The organism is Bacillus sp. cl95, assembly GCF_900115925.1.
Classification (GTDB): Bacteria; Bacillota; Bacilli; order Bacillales; family Cytobacillaceae; genus Neobacillus_A.
The window spans coordinates 1-20,456 of record NZ_FOYF01000002.1; the positions used below are offsets into that span (position 1 = coordinate 1).

At 40.5% G+C, this 20,456-nt stretch carries 15 protein-coding genes and 14 tRNA genes; 25 read left to right on the forward strand and 4 right to left on the reverse strand.

The window, feature by feature from the left end; genetic code table 11:
• The first annotated feature begins 1 nt into the window (after position 1).
• The 14 genes from BMZ31_RS05245 to BMZ31_RS05310 all read left to right on the forward strand — a co-directional run bounded on the left by BMZ31_RS05245 (position 2) and on the right by BMZ31_RS05310 (position 1,341).
• Positions 2-78, forward strand: a tRNA-Pro gene (locus BMZ31_RS05245).
• A 17-nt stretch (positions 79-95) separates the two neighbouring features.
• Positions 96-171 (forward strand) — tRNA-Ala (locus BMZ31_RS05250).
• A 14-nt stretch (positions 172-185) separates the two neighbouring features.
• Positions 186-262, forward strand: a tRNA-Met gene (locus BMZ31_RS05255).
• Between the two features lie 47 nt (positions 263-309).
• Positions 310-386 (forward strand) — tRNA-Ile (locus tag BMZ31_RS05260).
• A gap of 18 nt (positions 387-404) precedes the next feature.
• Positions 405-497 (forward strand) — tRNA-Ser (locus tag BMZ31_RS05265).
• Positions 498-522: 25 nt separating this feature from the next.
• A tRNA-Met gene (locus tag BMZ31_RS05270) sits at positions 523-596 on the forward strand.
• 39 nt (positions 597-635) lie between these two features.
• Positions 636-711 (forward strand) — tRNA-Asp (locus BMZ31_RS05275).
• Positions 712-720: 9 nt separating this feature from the next.
• Positions 721-793, forward strand: a tRNA-Phe gene (locus BMZ31_RS05280).
• Positions 794-820: 27 nt separating this feature from the next.
• Positions 821-896 (forward strand) — tRNA-His (locus tag BMZ31_RS05285).
• Positions 897-904: 8 nt separating this feature from the next.
• Positions 905-978: transfer RNA gene (locus BMZ31_RS05290), tRNA-Gly, on the forward strand.
• 4 nt (positions 979-982) lie between these two features.
• A tRNA-Ile gene (locus BMZ31_RS05295) sits at positions 983-1,059 on the forward strand.
• Between the two features lie 37 nt (positions 1,060-1,096).
• Positions 1,097-1,171 (forward strand) — tRNA-Asn (locus BMZ31_RS05300).
• A gap of 3 nt (positions 1,172-1,174) precedes the next feature.
• Positions 1,175-1,265, forward strand: a tRNA-Ser gene (locus tag BMZ31_RS05305).
• A 4-nt stretch (positions 1,266-1,269) separates the two neighbouring features.
• A tRNA-Glu gene (locus tag BMZ31_RS05310) sits at positions 1,270-1,341 on the forward strand.
• 220 nt (positions 1,342-1,561) lie between these two features.
• On the opposite strand, the gene BMZ31_RS05315 is transcribed toward BMZ31_RS05310, so the two are convergent.
• Positions 1,562-1,756, reverse strand: a complete 195-nt coding sequence (locus tag BMZ31_RS05315; protein WP_090830700.1) for a hypothetical protein — start codon at positions 1,754-1,756, stop codon at positions 1,562-1,564.
• A gap of 220 nt (positions 1,757-1,976) precedes the next feature.
• Between BMZ31_RS05315 and glgB the strand changes: the two genes are divergently transcribed.
• Genes glgB through BMZ31_RS05340 form a run of 5 tightly spaced genes read left to right on the forward strand, consistent with a single transcriptional unit; the run spans position 1,977 to position 9,908 of the window.
• Positions 1,977-3,923 carry a 1,4-alpha-glucan branching protein GlgB gene (glgB, locus tag BMZ31_RS05320; protein WP_090830701.1) on the forward strand — a complete coding sequence of 649 codons (1,947 nt, stop codon included), beginning with the start codon at positions 1,977-1,979 and terminating at the stop codon, positions 3,921-3,923.
• The gene (locus tag BMZ31_RS05325; RefSeq protein ID WP_090830702.1) at positions 3,865-5,013 is read left to right on the forward strand and encodes a glucose-1-phosphate adenylyltransferase; all 1,149 of its coding nucleotides are present in this window, start codon (positions 3,865-3,867) and stop codon (positions 5,011-5,013) included. Before glgB ends, BMZ31_RS05325 begins: the two co-directional genes overlap by 59 nt.
• A 23-nt stretch (positions 5,014-5,036) precedes the next feature.
• Complete coding sequence (locus BMZ31_RS05330) at positions 5,037-6,065, forward strand: GlgC family sugar phosphate nucleotidyltransferase (RefSeq protein ID WP_090830703.1); 1,029 nt, start codon at positions 5,037-5,039, stop codon at positions 6,063-6,065.
• Positions 6,062-7,510, forward strand: a complete 1,449-nt coding sequence (gene glgA / locus BMZ31_RS05335) for a glycogen synthase GlgA (protein WP_090830704.1) — start codon at positions 6,062-6,064, stop codon at positions 7,508-7,510. Before BMZ31_RS05330 ends, glgA begins: the two co-directional genes overlap by 4 nt.
• Positions 7,500-9,908 (forward strand): glycogen/starch/alpha-glucan phosphorylase, encoded by a 2,409-nt coding sequence (locus BMZ31_RS05340; protein WP_090830705.1) that lies wholly within the window; start codon positions 7,500-7,502, stop codon positions 9,906-9,908. Before glgA ends, BMZ31_RS05340 begins: the two co-directional genes overlap by 11 nt.
• A gap of 364 nt (positions 9,909-10,272) precedes the next feature.
• Here the strand turns inward: BMZ31_RS05340 and BMZ31_RS05345 are convergent, their stop codons facing one another.
• The 3 genes from BMZ31_RS05345 to BMZ31_RS05355 all read right to left on the reverse strand — a co-directional run bounded on the left by BMZ31_RS05345 (position 10,273) and on the right by BMZ31_RS05355 (position 12,591).
• Entirely contained in the window at positions 10,273-10,746 is a 474-nt protein-coding gene (locus tag BMZ31_RS05345; protein ID WP_090830706.1) for a TspO/MBR family protein, read from the reverse strand.
• On the reverse strand, positions 10,743-11,495 hold the full coding sequence (locus tag BMZ31_RS05350) for a TraR/DksA C4-type zinc finger protein (protein WP_090830707.1): 753 nt from the start codon (positions 11,493-11,495) through the stop codon (positions 10,743-10,745). Before BMZ31_RS05350 ends, BMZ31_RS05345 begins: the two co-directional genes overlap by 4 nt.
• 154 nt (positions 11,496-11,649) lie before the next feature.
• On the reverse strand, positions 11,650-12,591 hold the full coding sequence (locus BMZ31_RS05355; RefSeq protein WP_090830708.1) for a 1,4-dihydroxy-2-naphthoate polyprenyltransferase: 942 nt from the start codon (positions 12,589-12,591) through the stop codon (positions 11,650-11,652).
• A gap of 326 nt (positions 12,592-12,917) precedes the next feature.
• On the opposite strand from BMZ31_RS05355, the gene BMZ31_RS05360 reads away from it, so the two are divergent.
• From BMZ31_RS05360 to menC, 6 genes are all read left to right on the forward strand, one after another.
• The gene (locus tag BMZ31_RS05360; protein WP_254778624.1) at positions 12,918-14,327 is read left to right on the forward strand and encodes an isochorismate synthase; all 1,410 of its coding nucleotides are present in this window, start codon (positions 12,918-12,920) and stop codon (positions 14,325-14,327) included.
• Positions 14,324-16,078 carry a 2-succinyl-5-enolpyruvyl-6-hydroxy-3-cyclohexene-1-carboxylic-acid synthase gene (gene menD / locus BMZ31_RS05365; protein WP_090830710.1) on the forward strand — a complete coding sequence of 585 codons (1,755 nt, stop codon included), beginning with the start codon at positions 14,324-14,326 and terminating at the stop codon, positions 16,076-16,078. Before BMZ31_RS05360 ends, menD begins: the two co-directional genes overlap by 4 nt.
• Positions 16,075-16,887, forward strand: coding sequence for a 2-succinyl-6-hydroxy-2,4-cyclohexadiene-1-carboxylate synthase (gene menH / locus BMZ31_RS05370; RefSeq protein ID WP_090830711.1), 813 nt, complete (start codon positions 16,075-16,077; stop codon positions 16,885-16,887). The genes menD and menH overlap by 4 nt, the downstream gene beginning before the upstream one ends.
• A 12-nt stretch (positions 16,888-16,899) precedes the next feature.
• A complete protein-coding gene (gene menB / locus BMZ31_RS05375; protein WP_090830712.1) occupies positions 16,900-17,718 on the forward strand; it encodes a 1,4-dihydroxy-2-naphthoyl-CoA synthase in 819 nt (272 codons plus the stop codon).
• Positions 17,719-17,811: 93 nt separating this feature from the next.
• The gene (locus BMZ31_RS05380) at positions 17,812-19,302 is read left to right on the forward strand and encodes an o-succinylbenzoate--CoA ligase (protein WP_175478041.1); all 1,491 of its coding nucleotides are present in this window, start codon (positions 17,812-17,814) and stop codon (positions 19,300-19,302) included.
• Positions 19,299-20,405: an o-succinylbenzoate synthase gene (gene menC, locus BMZ31_RS05385; RefSeq protein ID WP_090830714.1), complete on the forward strand. Its 1,107-nt coding sequence runs from the start codon at positions 19,299-19,301 to the stop codon at positions 20,403-20,405. Before BMZ31_RS05380 ends, menC begins: the two co-directional genes overlap by 4 nt.
• Positions 20,406-20,456 lie beyond the last annotated feature (51 nt).

Consider the following 20,456-nt stretch of genomic DNA (forward strand, 5'->3'; position numbering starts at 1 on the left):
ACGGGAAGTAGCTCAGCTTGGTAGAGCACTTGGTTTGGGACCAAGGGGTCGCAGGTTCGAATCCTGTCTTCCCGACCATTAGTTTTATGATTTATGGGGCCTTAGCTCAGCTGGGAGAGCGCCTGCCTTGCACGCAGGAGGTCAGCGGTTCGATCCCGCTAGGCTCCACCATAAATTGAATATTTGGCGGTGTAGCTCAGCTGGCTAGAGCATTCGGTTCATACCCGAAAGGTCGTGGGTTCGACTCCCTCCGCCGCTACCAAATATCCATTTTTGAATCATTTATTCTAACAGGTGAAAACCTTAATTGGACCTTTAGCTCAGCTGGTTAGAGCAGACGGCTCATAACCGTCCGGTCGTAGGTTCGAGTCCTACAAGGTCCACCAAGAACTACTTTTTATTTCGGAGGTATACCCAAGTCCGGCTGAAGGGATCGGTCTTGAAAACCGACAGGCGGGTAACACCGCGCGGGGGTTCGAATCCCTCTACCTCCTCCATTATTTTCATAATAAATATTATTGTCGCGGGGTGGAGCAGCCCGGTAGCTCGTCGGGCTCATAACCCGAAGGTCGCAGGTTCAAATCCTGCCCCCGCAATTAATGTAAGTTATTTTCAAGGAAACTTGAAAAAACTTTGGTCCCGTGGTGTAGCGGTTAACATGCCTGCCTGTCACGCAGGAGATCGCCGGTTCGATCCCGGTCGGGACCGCCATATGTTTTTGGCTCAGTAGCTCAGTCGGTAGAGCAAAGGACTGAAAATCCTTGTGTCGGCGGTTCGATTCCGTCCTGAGCCACCTTATAGAAATTTCAATATTATAATGGCGGTTGTGGCGAAGTGGTTAACGCACCTGATTGTGGTTCAGGCATTCGTGGGTTCGATTCCCATCAGTCGCCCCATTTATATTGCGGGTGTAGTTTAATGGTAAAACCTCAGCCTTCCAAGCTGATGTCGTGAGTTCGATTCTCATCACCCGCTCCATAATGGGCCTATAGCTCAGCTGGTTAGAGCGCACGCCTGATAAGCGTGAGGTCGATGGTTCGAGTCCATTTAGGCCCACCATTTCATTTTTTTATAAAAATGAAATTTATTTTACTATTCCGCAGTAGCTCAGTGGTAGAGCATTCGGCTGTTAACCGAACGGTCGTAGGTTCGAGTCCTACCTGCGGAGCCATATGGGGAAGTACTCAAGAGGCTGAAGAGGCGCCCCTGCTAAGGGTGTAGGTCGGGTAACCGGCGCGAGGGTTCAAATCCCTCCTTCTCCGCCATAAAGGCCCCTTGGTCAAGCGGTTAAGACACCGCCCTTTCACGGCGGTAACACGGGTTCGAATCCCGTAGGGGTCATACGAAAAAACTGATAGCATAGGCTATCAGTTTTTTTGTGCTTATTTTTTGATTTGGACAATATATACTTCTAACAGAGACCATTGCTGCGCGACTAAATGCTTCTATCTCCCTAAATTTAGCTTTCATTTGTCCAAATTTGGAACAAATCAATCCAATTCACCACTCAATCTGTCCAGTGTCACGAAAAGTACAAGTATATAGCGATTAACTCGCACAATCAGTCGAATCTCTCATCTCTCTCTTTCAGCTTCTGGCCAGGATTGTTCAAATCGATCTCAGACAGAAATCCTGGAGAGGGTCCACGAAACATATCGCCCACAGCGAGAATCTTTCCATCAGGTGTATCGAACAAAGGAGTCCCCAATTCTAGTTCTTTTTCACGTAATAAGAATTCTTCTTCTTTGTTTGCCATCATCATTCCACCTTTACTTTTATTGTCTTATTTTGTCTAAAAGAGTTTAAAGATATGTCTATTTGACTTACTTCTCGATGAATGAGGTCGAATTTTGTCCTACCTTAGAAGAAAGTGTCAGAAAACATAAAAAACTATTTAATGGATTCAAGGGCAAATCAAGGTATTATAGATAAAAGTTATTACTTAGATCGATATTTTTATTGGGACGGGGAGAACCATGGCAGTGAATACACTATTTCCAACCGAATATGAATTGTTTTTATTTCATGAGGGGACTTTTTTTCAAAGCCATCGACTATTTGGAGCCCATCTTTTCAAGGATACTGAGAAAGTACGTACTCGCTTTTGTCTTTGGGCACCAAATGCCAGCAAGGTAAGACTTATTGGTGATTTCAATGGCTGGAATGGATCAGGGTATGAATTAATAAAGGTTAATAACGAAGGTGTTTGGGTCTTAGCCGTAGAGGAAGACCTTGAGGGACATTTATACAAATATGAAATTACGACGCAAACAGGAGATATTCTTCATAAATCTGATCCATACGGTTTTCATTCTGAATTGCGCCCTCATACAGCATCGATTGTTTATTCATTAAGCAATTATGAATGGAACGATCAGAAATGGCTTCAAAAAAAGGAAAAGAAAAATCCACTTTCAGGTGCAATGACTATTTATGAACTTCATTTAGGGTCGTGGAAAAACAAAGGGGAAGAGAAGTTCTATACGTATAGGGAGCTTGCACACACGCTTATTCCTTACATTTTGGAGCAAGGATTTACCCATATCGAAGTATTGCCTCTCGTTGAGCATCCGCTCGACGCATCATGGGGATACCAGGGCACAGGTTATTTTTCACCTACATCCCGCTACGGTACACCACATGACTTTATGTATTTCGTTGATCAATGTCACCAGAATGGAATTGGTGTCATTTTGGATTGGGTACCAGGACATTACTGCAAGGATTCACACGGTTTATATCAATTTGATGGAACACATACGTATTCCTACACAAATGAACAAGATCGTGAAAATTTTGTATGGGGTACAGCAAATTTTGATCTTGGGAAAGGTGAAGTTCAAAGTTTCCTTATCTCTAATGCCATGTATTGGTTGGATTATTTTCATATAGATGGATTTAGAGTCGATGCAGTAGCGAATATCATTTATTGGCCTAATAGAGAAGGAAGAAATGTAAATCGTATCGGAATCGATTTCTTAAAGAAATTGAACAGTGCAGTAAATGAATTTGACTCTACATGCTTACTCATTGCGGAAGATTCAACTGATTGGCCAAAGGTGACGACTCCCGTTGAGTACGGAGGTCTTGGATTTACATACAAGTGGAATATGGGCTGGATGAACGATGTTCTTGACTATATGGAAACAGAGCCAGAACAGAGAAGACACTGTCATTCAAAATTGACCTTTTCCCTTATGTACGCATTCAGTGAAAATTTTGTCTTGCCCTTTTCCCATGATGAAGTCGTACACGGAAAAAAATCACTGTTGGATAAGATGCCAGGAGAATATAACGAGAAGTTTGCTCAATTGCGTTTGCTGCTAGGATATATGATGGCCCATCCAGGGAAGAAGCTGCTTTTTATGGGCGGGGAATTTGGTCAATTCATCGAGTGGAATGAAAGAAATCAACTCGATTGGAATTTATTTAATTATGACATGCATTTTAGATTGAATGCATATGTTAGAGAGTTGCTTAAAATTTATAAGAACGCCAAACCCTTATTTGAATTGGATCAACTTCAAGAAGGTTTTGAATGGATAGATGTTAATAACGCGGATCAATCCATTCTTTCTTTTATTAGAAAAGGTCGAAAACCAGAAGACTTCCTCGTAGTCATCGGAAATTTCACCAACCGATCTTATGAAAAGTACAGGGTTGGTGTCCCCGTTCAATGCAACTATCGGGAGATTATCAACAGTGACAAAGACGGATATGGGGGAACCGGAGTTGTTAACAAAAAAGTGATTTCTAGTTCAGATCATCCTTTTCATGGAAAGCCGTATTCCTTAGAATTGAACGTTCCGCCATTTGGAATTGTGATATTAAGACCTGTTAAACATCGAAAGGAGCGAATCGGAAATGGTAAAGAAGAAGTGCGTAGCCATGCTGTTGGCAGGAGGTCAAGGAAGCAGACTTAATTCTTTGACGAAGAACTTAGCTAAACCAGCAGTACCTTTTGGAGGTAAGTACAGAATTATCGATTTTACATTAAGTAATTGTACGAATTCAGGTATTGATACGGTAGGCGTCCTTACTCAGTATCAACCGCTTGTTCTAAATTCATATATTGGAATCGGAAGTGCTTGGGATTTAGATCGTAAGGATGGCGGTGTCACTGTATTGCCTCCTTATACAGAATCTTCAGAGATGAAATGGTATACAGGGACAGCAAGTGCGATTTACCAAAACTTAAATTACTTAACTCAATATGATCCTGAGTACGTGTTGATCCTTTCAGGTGACCATATTTATAAAATGAACTATGAATATATGCTCGAATACCATATTTCGAAAAGAGCAGATGTGACGATCTCTGTTATCGAAGTTCCTTGGGAGGAAACGGACCGATTCGGAATTATGAACACGGATGCTGAATTGAACATTACAGAGTTTGAGGAAAAGCCTAAACATGCGAAAAACAATTTAGCTTCAATGGGCATTTATATTTTTAACTGGAAGGTTTTAAGAGAATACCTTATTCGTGACGAACAAAATCCAAATTCAAGTCATGACTTCGGCAAGGATATTATCCCTATGCTTTTAAAAGAAGGGAAAAAGCTTTCAGCCTATCCTTTTAAAGGTTATTGGAAAGATGTCGGTACTGTAAAAAGCTTATGGGAAGCCAATATGGATTTACTTAATGAAGAAAGTGAATTGAATCTGTTTGACTACGACTGGAGAATTTACACGGTCAATCCTAATCAGCCGCCTCAATATATTTCGCCTGAAGCAGAAGTAGTGGAATCACTTGTGAATGAAGGATGCATGATTGAAGGGAAAATCGAGAAGTCTGTCCTTTTCCAAGGTGTTAAGGTCCATAAGGGAGCTTTTGTAAAAGAATCAGTTGTGATGCCAGATGCGGTCATCGGTAACAATGTGGTCATTGAGAGAGCCATTGTGCCTCAAAACATTACCATACCGGATGGAACGATCATTCGTTCTAAAGAAAACGAAGACATCATTCTCATTAACGAAGACATGCTGAAAGAATTATCTTCTTCATTCTAAAAGTATCCGGAGGGAATTTAACGATGAACAAACAGTTATTAGGTGTAATAGATGCCACAACAACTCATGACAATTTAAAAGAAATGACGACGCACCGTTCACTTGCAGCACTACCTATTGGTGGTCGTTATCGCTTAATCGATTTCGTCCTTTCCAATATGGTGAACTCAGGCATTCGAAGTGTTGCGATATTTCCTAATGCACAAAATCGCTCCTTAATGGATCATCTAGGATCAGGGAAAAATTGGGATTTAAACAGGAAGCGTGATGGATTATTTTTCTTTCCATCGACAAATGTGGCGGGCAGTGGCACGGGAATCGGCTGCTTTGAACACTATTCTGCTAATCTTGATTATTTTTACCGAAGCACACAAAAATATGCTTTAATTACGAATTGCTTCACTGTATTCAATATGGACTTTGGGCCAATGCTCGATATGCATGTTGCTTCTGGTTGTGATATTACAGAAGCTGTTAATGATAAAGGTTCAATGCAATTGTATCTCATTAAAACATCGCTCTTAATACAATTGCTCGAAAATAGAAAAGCGACCGGATATACGTGTATGCGCGATGTTGTAACGGACCTGCAACAGCCTTACCGCATTTGCCACTATAAATATAATGGTTTTGTCTCCATGATTGACTCTGTTGAGACATATTTCAAAACGAGTATGAATCTTTTAAATCCTCAAATTTGGAACAGCTTATTCTTGAAAGAACGACCAATTTTCACGAAAGTAAAAGATGAACCACCAACGCGATACTTAAAAGGCTCCAAAGTTCAAAATGCAATGATTGCAAATGGATGCCAAATTGATGGCATTGTTGAAAATAGCATTATTTCACGCGGGGTGAAGATTGGAAAAGGAACGCATATCAAGAATAGTATTATTATGCAAAAATGCAATATTGGTGAAAATTGTGTGTTAGACACGGTAATAATGGATAAAGATGTAAAAGTGGAGGCGGAGAACATAATCATTGGAAACTTACAATCTCCGTTTGTAATCGAAAAAGGTACGATACAAGGAGCGCTGATGAACAAGTGAAGGTTTTATTTGCAGTTTCCGAATGTGTTCCGTTTGTAAAATCAGGAGGGCTTGCCGACGTTGCAGGCTCTCTTCCAAAGGAATTGAAGAAGCTTGGCACTGACGTAAGAGTGATTTTACCTAAGTATGGAATGATTCCAGACACTTATAAGAAACAAATGAAAAAGGTAAAAGAATTCACGGTTTCTGTTGGATGGAGAAATCAATATTGTGGAATCGAGGAACTCACCTTACAGGGAGTTACTTTTTATTTTGTTGATAATGAGTATTATTTCAACAGGAATCAATTATACGGAGACTATGACGACGGAGAGCGCTTTGCGTTTTTTAACAGAGCTGTCTTGGAAAGTTTGGAGAAACTAGACTTTTTCCCAGATGTGCTTCATTGTCATGATTGGCATACTGCCATGGTGCCTTATCTACTGAGGACAGAGTATTATAGACGCAAGAATTATGGTGGAATACGAACTGTGTTTACGATTCATAATCTACAGTTTCAGGGCATATTCCCTAAAGTGATTCTTGGAGAGTTACTTGGACTAGATGACAGTGAATTCCAGCCTGAGAAATTGGAGTTTTACGGCAATGTGAATTTCATGAAGGGTGCACTTGTCTCCGCAGACAAGATTACGACTGTAAGTCCAACGTACAAGAATGAAATACAAACCGAGTTTTACGGAGAAAAGCTCGATGGGATTTTAAGAGGGCGTGAAGAAGATTTAATCGGGATTCTTAATGGAATCGATGAAGATTTTTATAATCCCTCATCCGATCCATCTCTAAAAGCTAAATACTCTGTTAGAAACATAGAAAAGAAAGTCATGAACAAAATAGAAGTTCAAAAACTTTTTGAGCTTCCCGAGAACGCTGATGTACCGTTAATGACGATGATCACAAGACTGACAAAGCAAAAGGGACTTGATCTTGTTAAATGTGTTCTCCCAGAAATTTTAGCAGAGGATATTCAATTTGCGATTCTTGGGACGGGGGACAAAGAGTATGAACAGTACTTTTTGGAAATGGCGTCCCAATATCCAGATAAGCTAAAAGTCTATATCGGTTTTGATGAAGAGTTAGCACACAAGTTATATGCAGGTTCTGATATGTTCTTAATGCCTTCACTGTTTGAACCTTGTGGCTTAGGCCAGATCATTGCCATGAAATATGGTTCTGTTCCAATAGTGCGTGAAACGGGAGGATTGAACGATACGGTTCAGGCATGGGATGAATTCAAAATGAAGGGGAATGGATTCTCTTTCGGCAATTTTAATGCTCATGATATGCTTTATACGGTCCGTAGAGCAGTTCAATTTTATCATGGGAAGGATTGGTCCAAGATTGTGGAAGCGAGCATGAAGATGGACTACAGTTGGGCTAATTCCGCCTTTCAATATAGTCAGCTTTATGCGGAACTTGTTGCAAGGAGTGAGACCCATGTTTTCTAATAAGGAACAATTCAAAGAAGCTTTCCTGCAAAGGGTAGAGATGGCTTGTGGGAAAAGCTTTGTGGAGAGTACGAAGTGTGATCAATTCCAGACGTTAGGAAATATGGTAAGGGAGCACGTGAGCAGGGATTGGATCAAGACGAATGAAAACTATCGGACTTCTAAGGAAAAACAAGTTTATTATTTATCGATAGAATATTTGCTTGGCAGGCTTCTGCGAGTAAATTTGATGAATGCCGGAATTGAAAGTGTAGTGGAGGAAGGGCTGCAAGAGCTTGGAATCTCTTTGGATGATTTGGAAGACATTGAAGCAGATGCAGGGCTTGGAAACGGAGGGTTAGGTAGGCTAGCTGCCTGTTTCCTCGATTCACTTGCTTCCCAAGGTCTTCCAGGTCATGGGTGTGGAATCCGCTATAAGCATGGTCTTTTTGAGCAAAAGATGGTGAATGGCTATCAAGTAGAGTTGCCAGAACAGTGGCTAAAGCAGGGGAATGTATGGGAAGTACGTAAAGCTGATTTGGCTGTGAAGGTTCCTTTTTGGGGAAAAATAGAAAGCAGGCTTGAAAATGGCCGATTAATGTTCAGCCATGTGCATGAAGAAGCAATTATGGCTGTACCTTATGATATGCCTGTCGTCGGTTTCAATACGAATACTGTGAATACATTGAGGCTCTGGAGTGCAGAACCAGCATCCTTTCCAACTGATAAAGACGTTTTGAAGTATAAGCGGGAAACAGAGGCCATATCTGAATTTTTATATCCAGATGATACACATGATGAAGGGAAGATCCTTCGTCTAAAGCAGCAATATTTTCTTGTTTCAGCAAGCATTCAATCGATCGTTAAAAGATTTAGAAAACAGTACGGGAAACTAGATCAGTTTCATCATCATATTTGTATCCATATCAATGATACTCATCCGGTATTGGCCATCCCCGAACTGATGAGGATACTAATAGATGAAGAAGGTTTTGATTGGGAACACGCCTGGTATATTACGAGTAATACAGTATCATATACAAATCATACAACATTGTCAGAAGCTCTTGAAAAATGGCCAATCCATCTCTTTCAATCATTAATGCCACGGATTTATATGATCGTTGAAGAAATCAATGAGCGTTTTTGCAAGGAACTGTGGGAGGAAAAGCCAGGTGATTGGCAAAGAATCGAGAATCTTGCCATCATTGCCCATGGTCAAGTGAAGATGGCCCATCTTGCCATTGTCGGGAGCTTTAGTGTGAATGGCGTTGCCGCCCTCCACACCGAAATTCTAAAAAAACGTGAGATGAATGATTTTTACAATGTGTTTCCCGAAAAGTTTAATAATAAAACGAACGGAATCACGCATCGCCGTTGGCTGTTAAAAGCAAATCCAAAGCTTGCAGGACTCATTACCGATTCTATCGGGTCTCGTTGGATTCACGAACCCGAAGATTTTAAGAGACTGCTAGAATACAAGAATGATCCATCTTTTCTTGAAGAATTGCAAAGAATTAAGGGATTGAACAAACAGCGTCTTGCAAAAATCATTGAGCAACAGAACGGAATTTCAGTCGATGTGCACTCAATATTTGATGTGCATGTCAAACGTTTGCACGCATATAAGCGTCAGCTATTAAATGTACTTCACATTATGTTCCTTTATAATCGCCTTAAAGAGGATGCAAATTATTCAATGCCTCCGCGTACATTTATTTTTGGGGCGAAAGCTTCTCCAGGTTATTATTATGCAAAAAAGATCATCAAGTTGATCAATACGCTGGCGCATAAGGTAAACAATGATCCTAAAGTTTCAGAGAAAATAAAAGTTGTCTTTTTGGAGAATTATAGAGTGTCACTCGCAGAAAAGATTTTTCCGGCTGCGGATGTAAGCGAACAAATCTCCACAGCGAGTAAAGAAGCTTCTGGTACAGGGAATATGAAGTTCATGATGAACGGAGCATTGACCATAGGCACTATGGATGGGGCAAATGTTGAGATTTTTGAAAGAGTAGGCGCGAACAATATTTTCACCTTTGGATTATCAGCAGATGAAGTTTTAGGATATTACCAAAATGGTGGCTATTATTCTCGGGAGTATTATCAACATGATTCAAGGATTCGTCTTGTTGTCGACCAACTTGTGAATGGCTTTTTTCCAGATGTTTACGATGAATTCGAACCCATTTTCGATTCTTTATTGGATGAAAATGATCAATACTTTGTGTTGAAAGACTTTTCTGGATATGCAGAAGCACAACAGCGGCTTGGAGAAGAATATTTAGACCAACGTGAATGGGCAAAGAAGAGCCTAGTAAATATCGCGCAATCAGGATATTTTTCAAGTGACCGTACAATCATGGATTATGCAGAGGATATTTGGAAGGTCAGTTCTGTTTCTTCCTTAATCAAATAGAAGAAGGTGTCCTAAAAGTTATACTATTAGGACACCTTCTTTTGTTTTGAAAATGTGATAATGTGCAAATTCTAAGTGAATGGGGAATTTTTTAAGGGAATAGAAGAACAAATTGGGGACAGTGCATTGGTGATTAGTACTTCATAAGCATGGTGAAGTACTATTCTCGCTTATGTTTTTTGGGAAAAGTACTTCATAAGCATGATGAAGAACAAATCTCGCTTATGTTTTCGAGGAAAAGTACTTCATAAGCGAAAAAAAACAAATTAATAGGTGGAATCCACTCTACATAGTTCGCGGAAGAAAAAAAACTGACTCAAGAGATCGTTATTAACGACCTTTTGAGTCAGCGTCTTTTTGTTGCTCATTTATTCAGTGAATAGATGGTATACGCTAAATAAGTTGCAAAAGAACTCCATAGCACATATGGGACTAATAGCATGGAAACTGTTTTTGATTTCTTAGCACTAGAGAAAACGAGCATCAATGAGGTGAGCGCTACGAATACACAGTCAACGGTAGCTAACCATAAATTCTTCATATTGAACTGGAAGAAGCTAAAAGCTTGATTGAAAATGTAGTTAATAACTAAAAGCCAATAGTAATTGCCTCCGTCCTTCCCGAAATTCGTTTTTCTAGCTACCAGGACAGTCGCTAGAGAAATCAATCCGAAAAGGACTGCCCAAATGATGCCGATACCTTGTCCAGAAGGAGTCCAAGACGGTTTTTTTAAGGAAGCATACCATTCCTTATCAATAGGAAAAAGAAACCCTGCGAGAGAAAATAAGGCATAGACAATTACAAATAGGCCAACTTCTTTCTTACGGGGAAATCTCATTCAGTATCATCTACATAGCTATCCGTTCGTTTATATGGAATGTTTCCAATAGGTGATTCCAAATTCTCATCATCGAGCATTTGCTCATATTCTTCATGCTTTTTGGAAGGATATACTTTTCTTTCCTTTCCGGTAATATCAGTAGCCGAAAATGTTTCGTAGTCCTCTGCAGATCCTTCCTCATTCGATCCTTCGTTATAGAGACTCCCGTAATCCTCATAGTCACCTTTTAAGTCTGAAGGCGTTTCGGAAGTGCCGTATCTTGCAACTTCCTGAAAACTGTCCTCATTGTCAACCATTTCAGTATTTTGTTTATGTCTGAACGTATTACCGTGTGCCGGTTCAAGGACGTCTTCCTCGACTGGACGATCTTCGGCAATTTTTTGTTCTGGAGTGTGGTCCACGCAGTACAGCGTGGATGGAACTACTTCAAGTCTCTCATAAGGAATATCATTTCCGCATGTTTTACAGGTTCCGTAACTTCCATTTTCGATAGCTGCCAATGCGTCTTCAACTTTACCTAGCTCGGAATCTGCATGCTCTTCTAAGGCGAAATCTTTTTCTCGTTCATAAAGTTCTGTACCAAGGTCGGCAGGATGATTATCATATGCCGATAATTCGCCTACTGTATCACGATGGCTTACACCTTCTAAACTGCCATCCTTGTTTCGGTCTAATTGTCCTTCAAATGCCTTCTTATCTTCTTGCAACAGGTTTTTTAAAGTATTTAACTGTTCGTTTGTTAACATATTTATCACATCCTCAATGTAATACCTTCTCACTTTAGTATGAGCGTTAAAGGGTAAATCATGACGAAATTTCTAGTCTTTTTCATACATTCCCCTTTGAAAGTTAGGTAAAACATAAAAAAGCTTTTACCTTGGAGGCAAAAGCTTCGACTTTTTATAAAGTAATGATGTAATTGATCAATAACCCTACGCTTAGCAAGAAACCGAAAATGGTATTTGTTTGAGCCGTTGCTTTCATTGCTGGCATCATTTCAATCGGCATTGTTTTCCCGATGAAGCCTTTTGTAGCTTTAATGGCTTTCGGGACACTTAGGATAATAACTGCCAACCAAGGTGATACAGTTCCAGTGAAAATCATGGCAAAAATCCATACATATGATACTGCAAACATGACTCCAAGTAAGCGAATGGCATTCTTACGACCCAATAAAATTGCTAATGTCTTACGACCATTAATTTTGTCGCCGTCTAAATCGCGAATATTATTGGCCATCAGAATTTGACCTACTAGTATGGAAATAGGAATGGATACGAGAATACTTATTGTATCAACTGTACCTGTTTGTAAAAAGTAAGCAATGAGAATGATCAAAATTCCCATGAAAAAGCCTGCGACCACTTCACCGAAAGGGGTATAGGCAATCGGCAGAGGACCGCCTGTGTAAAAATAACCGGCTGCCATACAGATAATTCCGATAAGTGCCAACCACCAGCTGCTGTTCGCACAAATGTATAAACCGAGCAAAAACGCTAAACCATAAAATCCAAAGGCTAATTTTAGAACCGTTTTTGGCTGAACACCATCACGAACAATGGTACCGCCTATTCCAACAGAATTCTCATTATCCAAGCCTCTTTTGAAATCATAATACTCATTGAACATGTTAGTCGCAGCCTGAATGAGCAAGCTGGCAATTAGCATACTTAGAAAAAGGCCAATATGGATGTCATGAGTATCAATCGCAAGCACTGTACCCAATAAAACGGGAACGAAGGCTGCTGTTAATGTATGTGGACGAGTCAGTTGCCACCAAACACGAAAACCTTTGTTTGATTGAATGACTGGTGATGAACCTGTTTGCACTTGTGGTTGCATACGATTCTCCCCTTTACTTAAAGATATGATATATTTAGCCAATTTAGGCAAACTAAGTAATTGCAGATTTGTTACCAAAGATAAGTGTAGGTAATATGGACGGGTGTGTCAATGTTATTTTCATGCCACGTAACGGGAGTTACTTCCATATTTTTGGATGAAACTTGTATAAATAATGGTTCGCAGAATTTTTCTTCCTATTAATAAGGAAAAAACTAGTCTGACTGTGAGTAGTATTATTGACATATTTGCTTGATGAGTAGTATCTTAAAATGAGTTTAAAATGAATGGAACACAGTCACTTCGGCTGTTTTGGGGGGATTTTTTTGGTAACCATTCAGGGCACGGAGCTTAAAGAAGGAATCTTGCAGGCGATTATGAAGGCAAAGCAACTGGAGAGACCAGTTCTTGTCAGTGAAGTACATCAAATAGAAGATGTAGACTCGCTGGCGTTTTTTCATAGTGGTGAGAAACGCTTTTTAGGTGAACGCTTTTTTTGGAAGGATCCACTAGATGAAAACATCTTAATTGGCATTGGTATATGTGAACTTATACAGACGGATCAGGTTTCTGACCGCTTTTTTCGTGTTGAAGAAGAGTGGAAGCGTTTTATTGACGAAAGTATTATATATAACCCTTTTTCTACTACTGGGGCGGGTCCGCTCTTATTTGGAGGATTTTCGTTTGATCCTTTAAAAGATAAAACCGAGCTATGGTCCAAGTACTCTGATACCTTATTCCATTTGCCAAAGTACATGTTGAGTAAGGTAAATGGGATCACATACCTTACAACGAATGTTGTTTGCACACGACATGATGATGAGAATACTTTGCTCAATAAAGTAACAGAGGAACGCAACATCCTGCTGGCGGATTCTTCCGTATCAGAAAATAAAACGAATCCTGTCTTGATCAATAAAGAAGCGATAAACCCGCAGGCTTGGAAAGAATCCGTTCAGAAAGTCGTAGAGGAATTAAAAGACGGTGTCCTCAAAAAAGTAGTTTTGGCTAGAGAACTTAGACTATACTTTAAGGATTCAATCGGATTAAGTGATGTTCTAACAAGACTGCACAATGAACAACACGAAAGTTTCATCTTTGCTTTCGAATCGAATGGCGATTGTTTTGTAGGCGCATCACCAGAAAGGCTAATAAAAAAGCATGATAAAGACTTATTTACGACATGTCTTGCCGGATCTATCCCACGCGGAAAGACGGAAGATGAAGATAATTTGCTCGGAAACTTACTATTGCACGACCAAAAAAACCTGATCGAACATCAGTATGTCGTTGATATGATTCAACAGGCAATGGATGGTGCATGTGAAGAAGTTGTTCTTCCTGACCGCCCTGAATTAATGAAAATGAGGGATATCCAGCACCTGTACACACCAGTTATCGGTAAAAGCAAGGAAGACACTACTATACTTCAAATGGTTGAAAAGTTGCATCCAACCCCTGCGTTAGGCGGTCTTCCAAAATTGGAGTCACTCAATAAAATCCGAGAAGTTGAGGAGCTAGACCGAGGTTTTTACGCTGCACCTATCGGTTGGATTGATTATCAAGGGAATGGTGATTTTGCAGTTGCAATACGTTCAGCGCTCATTCAGGGGAAAGAAGCTTCATTATTCGCAGGATGTGGCGTTGTCGCCAATTCAGATCCGGAAAGCGAATATATGGAGACAAACATTAAGTTTAGGCCAATGCTATCGGCTCTTGGAGGAAAAGTGATATGAATCATCAAGAAGCACTTACGGCATATATAGCTGCCTTCGTAGCTGAACTCGTGAATACAGGAATAAAGGATGTTGTCGTCAGTCCTGGTTCGCGCTCAACCCCTATGGCGCTTGTTATGGCCGAGCACCCTGGTTTGAATGTTCACATTCAAGTGGATGAGCGTTCCGCAGCATTTTTTGCTTTGGGCATTGCTAAATCAACGGGCAAACCTGTAGCACTACTTTGTACTTCTGGTACAGCTGCTGCAAACTACTATCCTGCAATTATTGAAGCTTATTATTCAAGGGTCCCACTCATTGTGCTAACAGCAGATAGACCACATGAGTTAAGGGATGTAGGGGCACCCCAAGCTATAGACCAGATTCATCTTTACGGCAAACATGTGAAGTGGTTTGTAGAAATGGCACTTCCCGAAAATAATGTTGAAATGATCCGCTATGCAAGAACGGTTTGTGCACGTGCAGCAGCAACGGCATCAATGGCGCCTTCCGGTCCAGTGCATTTGAACTTTCCGTTTCGAGAACCACTCATCCCTAACTTGCAAAAAGAAGGATTGTTTGAATTTCAAGATAGGGACAAGAGCTATGTGAATATCAATATTGGTCATCTTGAACTCAATCAATATGAAGCTGAAAACTTGGCGGATTTATTGAATTCTTGTAATAACGGAATCATCGTTTGCGGTGCGATTGATCATCCGGGTTTTGCTGAAGCAGTTACTCGGCTGGCAAAACACTTGAATTTCCCTATCCTCGCCGATCCACTTTCACAACTGCGAAGCGGAAAACATGATGGTGTGAATATCATTGATTGCTACGATACCTTCTTACGCAATGGAGACGCCAAAAACGAACTAAGACCTGAGGTCATCATCCGTTTTGGAGCGATACCGGTATCAAAGGCATTGACCATTTTCTTAAAGGAGAATCATGAAGTCCATCAATTTGTAGTAGATGGTGGTGCTGGATGGCGTGACCCATCTGTTCTATCCACACATATGATTTATGCTGATGAGACATTGTTTTGTGAAAAGATGGTGGCTCTTACTTCAGAAAAGGGAGCATCACCGTATCTCGAAAAATGGAAAAAGGCCAACCTTATTACCGCGGAACAGCTCCAATCCGTACGGGATATCACTGATATGAGTGAGAGTAAGTTATTTGTTCAGCTAAATGACCTGCTTCCAGAAAATGCGACCCTGTTTGTCAGCAATAGTATGCCAATCCGAGACCTTGATACGTTTTTCCATATCAACCGTAAGAATATAAAAGTGATGGCAAACCGAGGAGTCAACGGAATTGATGGCATCATATCGACTGCCCTAGGTGCATCCCTCTATGCTCAACCTTTATTTTTAGTTGTCGGTGATTTAACTTTTTTCCATGATATGAACGGATTATTGGCAGCGAAGTTATATAAGTTGGATATTACCATCATTTTAATCAATAATAATGGCGGGGGGATATTCTCATTCCTTCCTCAGTCAGAGCATCCAGCGCATTTTGAACTACTATTTGGGACTCCGTTGGGAATAGAGTTTGAGCATGTGGTGAAAATGTATAAAGGTACACATGAGAAAATCACTGATTGGGAACATTTCGCAGCATCATTAAAGAAGCTTTCCAAGGAATCCGGTTTGAAGGTTTTAGAAATTGTGACAAACAGAGACAGTAATCTAGAACAGCATCGAGAATTGTGGAATTCTGTTTCCCGGGAAATAAGCTTGTGGACTCATGGGGGTTGCCGATGAAATTTGTCATCGATGGCGTCCGTTATCATGTCGATAAGTGCGGAAATGGTTATCCGTTGGTAGCACTGCATGGTTTTACGGGGAGCGGTGAAACATGGAGACCTTTTTGTGACGAGTGGAAAGACCATTCTACTTTGATCATGCTAGATATCATCGGGCATGGTCAGTCAGATTCTCCTACTGACCTTGAAAGGTATAAGATAGAGAATGTCGCTTGTGATTTAATTAAGATTCTTGATAAATTGGAAATAAATCAAGTTGATCTTCTAGGATATTCAATGGGTGGAAGGCTGGCGCTTACTTTTGCCATGCTCTACCCTCATAGAGTGAGAAAGTTAGTACTTGAAAGTGCTACACCAGGAATTGAAAAGCCGCAACATCAAGAAGAGCGAAGATTGAAGGATGAAAAACTTGCTGATTTTATAAAAAAAGAAGGCGTTGAAAGCTTTATTAACTTCTGGGAATCAATTCCGTTATTTGAAAGTTTGACGAAATTGCCTGAGGATAAAAAAGAGAGTCTAAGGATGCAACGTTTGAAAAACAATCAAAAAGGTCTTATCAATTGTTTGCTTGGAATGGGCACTGGATCCCAGCCATCATGGTGGGCAGATTTGCACCAGTTAAGATGCGATGTACTTCTGATTACCGGAAATCAGGATAAAAAGTTTTGTAATATCGCAGAAAAAATGACTTTCCACCTGAAAAATGTCGATTGGCAGGTCATTGAAGACTGCGGTCATATAAATCATGTGGAGAAATCAGAAATATTTGGTACAATAGTAAGTGAGTTTTTGTCGAATACATATTAGGAGGGCTTTGTTTTGACTTTTGAATGGGTAGCAGGTCATCAGTACGAAGATATTTTGTATGAAACATATAATGGTATCGCTAAAATTACCATTAATCGTCCTGAAGTGCGAAACGCTTTTCGTCCTAAAACAGTGATGGAATTGATCGACGCGTTTGCATATGCACGCGATGATGAAAACGTTGGAGTCATTATTTTAACAGGTGCAGGAGATATGGCATTCTGTTCAGGTGGAGACCAAAAAGTTCGTGGACATGGCGGTTATGTTGGGGAAGACAAGATTCCTAGATTGAACGTTCTTGATTTGCAACGTTTAATCCGTGTTATTCCAAAGCCGGTTATTGCAATGGTAAAAGGATATGCAATCGGTGGCGGACACGTTCTTCATATCGTTTGTGACTTAACGATTGCGGCAGACAATGCGATTTTTGGTCAAACTGGTCCTAACGTAGGTAGCTTTGATGCTGGTTATGGTTCAGGATACTTAGCTCGAATCGTTGGCCATAAAAAAGCTCGCGAAATCTGGTTCTTGTGCCGCCAGTACAATGCACAAGAAGCATTGGATATGGGTCTTATAAACACGGTTGTTCCTCTTGAGAAAGTAGAAGAAGAGACAGTTCAATGGTGTAAAGAAATTCTTGAGAAGAGCCCAACAGCTCTACGATTCTTGAAAGCAGCTATGAACGCTGATACTGACGGTTTAGCTGGATTGCAGCAATTTGCTGGTGACGCGACATTGCTTTACTACACAACTGAAGAAGCAAAAGAAGGCCGCGATGCTTTCAAAGAAAAGCGCAAGCCTGATTTTGGCCAATTCCCAAGATTTCCTTGATTTTAAAGTAGAAAAAGTTATTAAAAGCAGCTTGATGGATGTTCCCATCAGGCTGTTTTCGTATATAGATTGTTTGACGACTATCCAATGGAGATGAACAAATTGAGCAAAGAAAAGATTCCAAACTACTTGATCAAAAGGACGTTCTTAACTCCAAATCGTGTAGCAGTGTACTTTCAAGATGAAGTTCTGACTTTTAAAGAGCTTCACGATCGGGCAATGAAGATGGCACGAAGGCTCTCTTCCCAAGGAGTGAAAAGAGGACAATTTACAGGTATTCTGTTGAAAAACTCCCTTGAGACAATCGTGATTTTGTGCGCATTACAGTTAATCGGGGTAAGGGCTGTAATGCTAAATAATCGTTTGTCATGGGAAGAACTCAAGTGGCAGCTCGAAGATTCAAATGCCTCTTTTTTTATCACAGAAAAATCTTTTCATGTGATTCAAAGTGATTTAGTCATCCCTACTCTGATAAAAGAATATATGCATAAGTTGGAAGAAGTGGATTTTCACTTGAATGATGAAATTGATACAGATGAAGTCTGCACGGTTATGTACACTTCGGGGACAACCGGGCGGCCTAAAGGTGTGCTACAATCCTACGGAAATCACTGGTGGAGTGCGATTGGTTCTGCACTTAATATGGGGCTTACAGAAAAGGATTGTTGGTTATGTGCGGTGCCACTATTTCATATCAGTGGATATTCCATTCTCATGAGAAGCTTGATCTACGGCATGCCGATTGTTTTACATGAGAATTTTCATGAATCGGAGGTCATCAAAGACATCTTCGAAAAGAAAGTCACGATTATGTCTGTTGTAACAACTATGCTGATGAGAATGGTTGAACAATTAGGAGAGGAAAAGCTTCCTGAACATTTCCGTTGCATGCTATTAGGCGGCGGGCCAGCTCCGTTGCCTCTATTGGAAATGTGTGCCGAAAAAGAGATTCCCGTATATCAAACGTATGGAATGACAGAAACGGCATCTCAGATCGTCACACTTTCTCCTGAGTATAGTTTAAGCAAGCTTGGATCCGCAGGTAAACCGCTTTTTCCAGCGCAGTTAAAAATTCAGTTACCATCAGGAGAAGAAGCGGTTCCTAATGAAGCAGGAGAAATTCTCGTAAAGGGCCCGAATGTAACCAAAGGATATTTGAATCGCCAACACGAAACTGAGGAGAAGTTGAAGGAAGGCTGGTTACATACAGGTGATATAGGACAATTGGACGCCGAAGGATTTCTTTATGTGTTAGATAGGCGCTCAGATTTAATTATTTCAGGTGGCGAAAATGTTTATCCAGCCGAAATTGAAGCAGTCCTCTTAAGGTGTGAAGCCATTGTGGATGCTGGGGTTACCGGGGTACCTGATGAAAAGTGGGGACAAGTTCCAGTTGCCTTTGTGGTGAAAAGAGAAAACAGCAGTGTAACGGAATCCGATATCCTTGAATTCTGTTCAAGTCGTTTGGCAAAATACAAGCTTCCAAAAGAAGTTCATTTTATAGAGGAATTGCCAAGGAATGCAGCCCGTAAACTCCTGCGCCGCAAATTGGTAGATTTCATTACAAAGGATGATGGAAGTTGAATCTTGCGGAGATACGCCTCTACGTAATTAAAATGCAGCTAAAGACACCTTTTGTGACGCACCTTGAGACCGTCACGAACCGCAAAGCCATCATATTAGAAGCAATAGACGAAAACGGATTGAAGGGGTACGGTGAAGTGGTTGCTTTTTCAAGCCCATGGTATACCGAAGAAACCGTAAAGACATGTTTGCATATGCTAAATGATTTTCTCATTCCATTGTTAAAGACCAATCCGATAAAACATCCTAAAGAACTAACAGCATTATTCTCGGGTATAAGAAGAAATAACATGGCAAAAGCCGGACTGGATATGGCACTCTGGGACTTATATGCGAAAAAGGCCAATGTTCCGCTAAGTAAATTGCTTGGTGGAACCCTGCAAAAGATTCCATCGGGTGTGGTCGTTGGTACAGATTCGATAGAAAAAGCAAAGTTGCAAATTTCTGAGTACCTTCAAAAGGGATATAAACGCGTAAAAGTAAAAATTCACCCATCAAAGGACTTCGAAGTGCTTTCCGAGATCAGAAAAGCTTTTCCTAATCTTGAGTTGATGGCAGATGCTAACTCGGCCTATACACTTGAGGATGTCATGCTCTTGCAAAGGTTAGATGAACTTAACTTGATGATGATTGAACAACCTCTGGCTGTTGATGATATTATTGACCATGCCACGCTTCAAAGTCAGTTGAGAACACCCATTTGTTTAGATGAAAGCATCAACAGTTTTGAAGATGCAAGAAGGGCAATAGAACTGGGGAGTTGTCAGGTTATTAATATTAAAATTGGAAGAGTCGGTGGTATTACCGAGGCATTACGAATACACGATTATTGCTTGCAAAAAGGAATCAATGTCTGGTGTGGTGGAATGATTGAATTTGGAATTTCAAGGGCTCATAACATTGCGCTTGCTTCATTGCCTGGATTTACGATTCCCGGTGATATCTCTGCTTCAAGCCGATACTGGGAAAAGGATATTATCTATCCAGAGGTAGAAGTGGACAATGGTACCATTTCGGTTCCGACAAGTCCCGGAATTGGCTATGGTCTGAACATGCAAAGATTAAAGGAAGTTACTGTTGAGGAACATGTATATATCATGTAAAAAGAGTCTGGTGTCAGCCAGACTCTTTTACTTTGTGTAAAAATCTTTGGT

Excerpts from the sequence above, each read along its gene's own strand:
- BMZ31_RS05315 (WP_090830700.1), bottom strand. The coding sequence starts at position 1,756 with ATGGCAAACAAAGAAGAAGAATTCTTATTACGTGAAAAAGAACTAGAA.
- glgB (WP_090830701.1), top strand. The coding sequence starts at position 1,977 with ATGGCAGTGAATACACTATTTCCAACCGAATATGAATTGTTTTTATTT.
- BMZ31_RS05325 (WP_090830702.1), top strand. The coding sequence starts at position 3,865 with ATGGTAAAGAAGAAGTGCGTAGCCATGCTGTTGGCAGGAGGTCAAGGA.
- BMZ31_RS05330 (WP_090830703.1), top strand. The coding sequence starts at position 5,037 with ATGAACAAACAGTTATTAGGTGTAATAGATGCCACAACAACTCATGAC.
- BMZ31_RS05340 (WP_090830705.1), top strand. The coding sequence starts at position 7,500 with ATGTTTTCTAATAAGGAACAATTCAAAGAAGCTTTCCTGCAAAGGGTA.
- BMZ31_RS05345 (WP_090830706.1), bottom strand. The coding sequence starts at position 10,746 with ATGAGATTTCCCCGTAAGAAAGAAGTTGGCCTATTTGTAATTGTCTAT.
- BMZ31_RS05350 (WP_090830707.1), bottom strand. The coding sequence starts at position 11,495 with ATGTTAACAAACGAACAGTTAAATACTTTAAAAAACCTGTTGCAAGAA.
- BMZ31_RS05355 (WP_090830708.1), bottom strand. The coding sequence starts at position 12,591 with ATGCAACCACAAGTGCAAACAGGTTCATCACCAGTCATTCAATCAAAC.
- menD (WP_090830710.1), top strand. The coding sequence starts at position 14,324 with ATGAATCATCAAGAAGCACTTACGGCATATATAGCTGCCTTCGTAGCT.
- menH (WP_090830711.1), top strand. The coding sequence starts at position 16,075 with ATGAAATTTGTCATCGATGGCGTCCGTTATCATGTCGATAAGTGCGGA.
- BMZ31_RS05380 (WP_175478041.1), top strand. The coding sequence starts at position 17,812 with ATGAACAAATTGAGCAAAGAAAAGATTCCAAACTACTTGATCAAAAGG.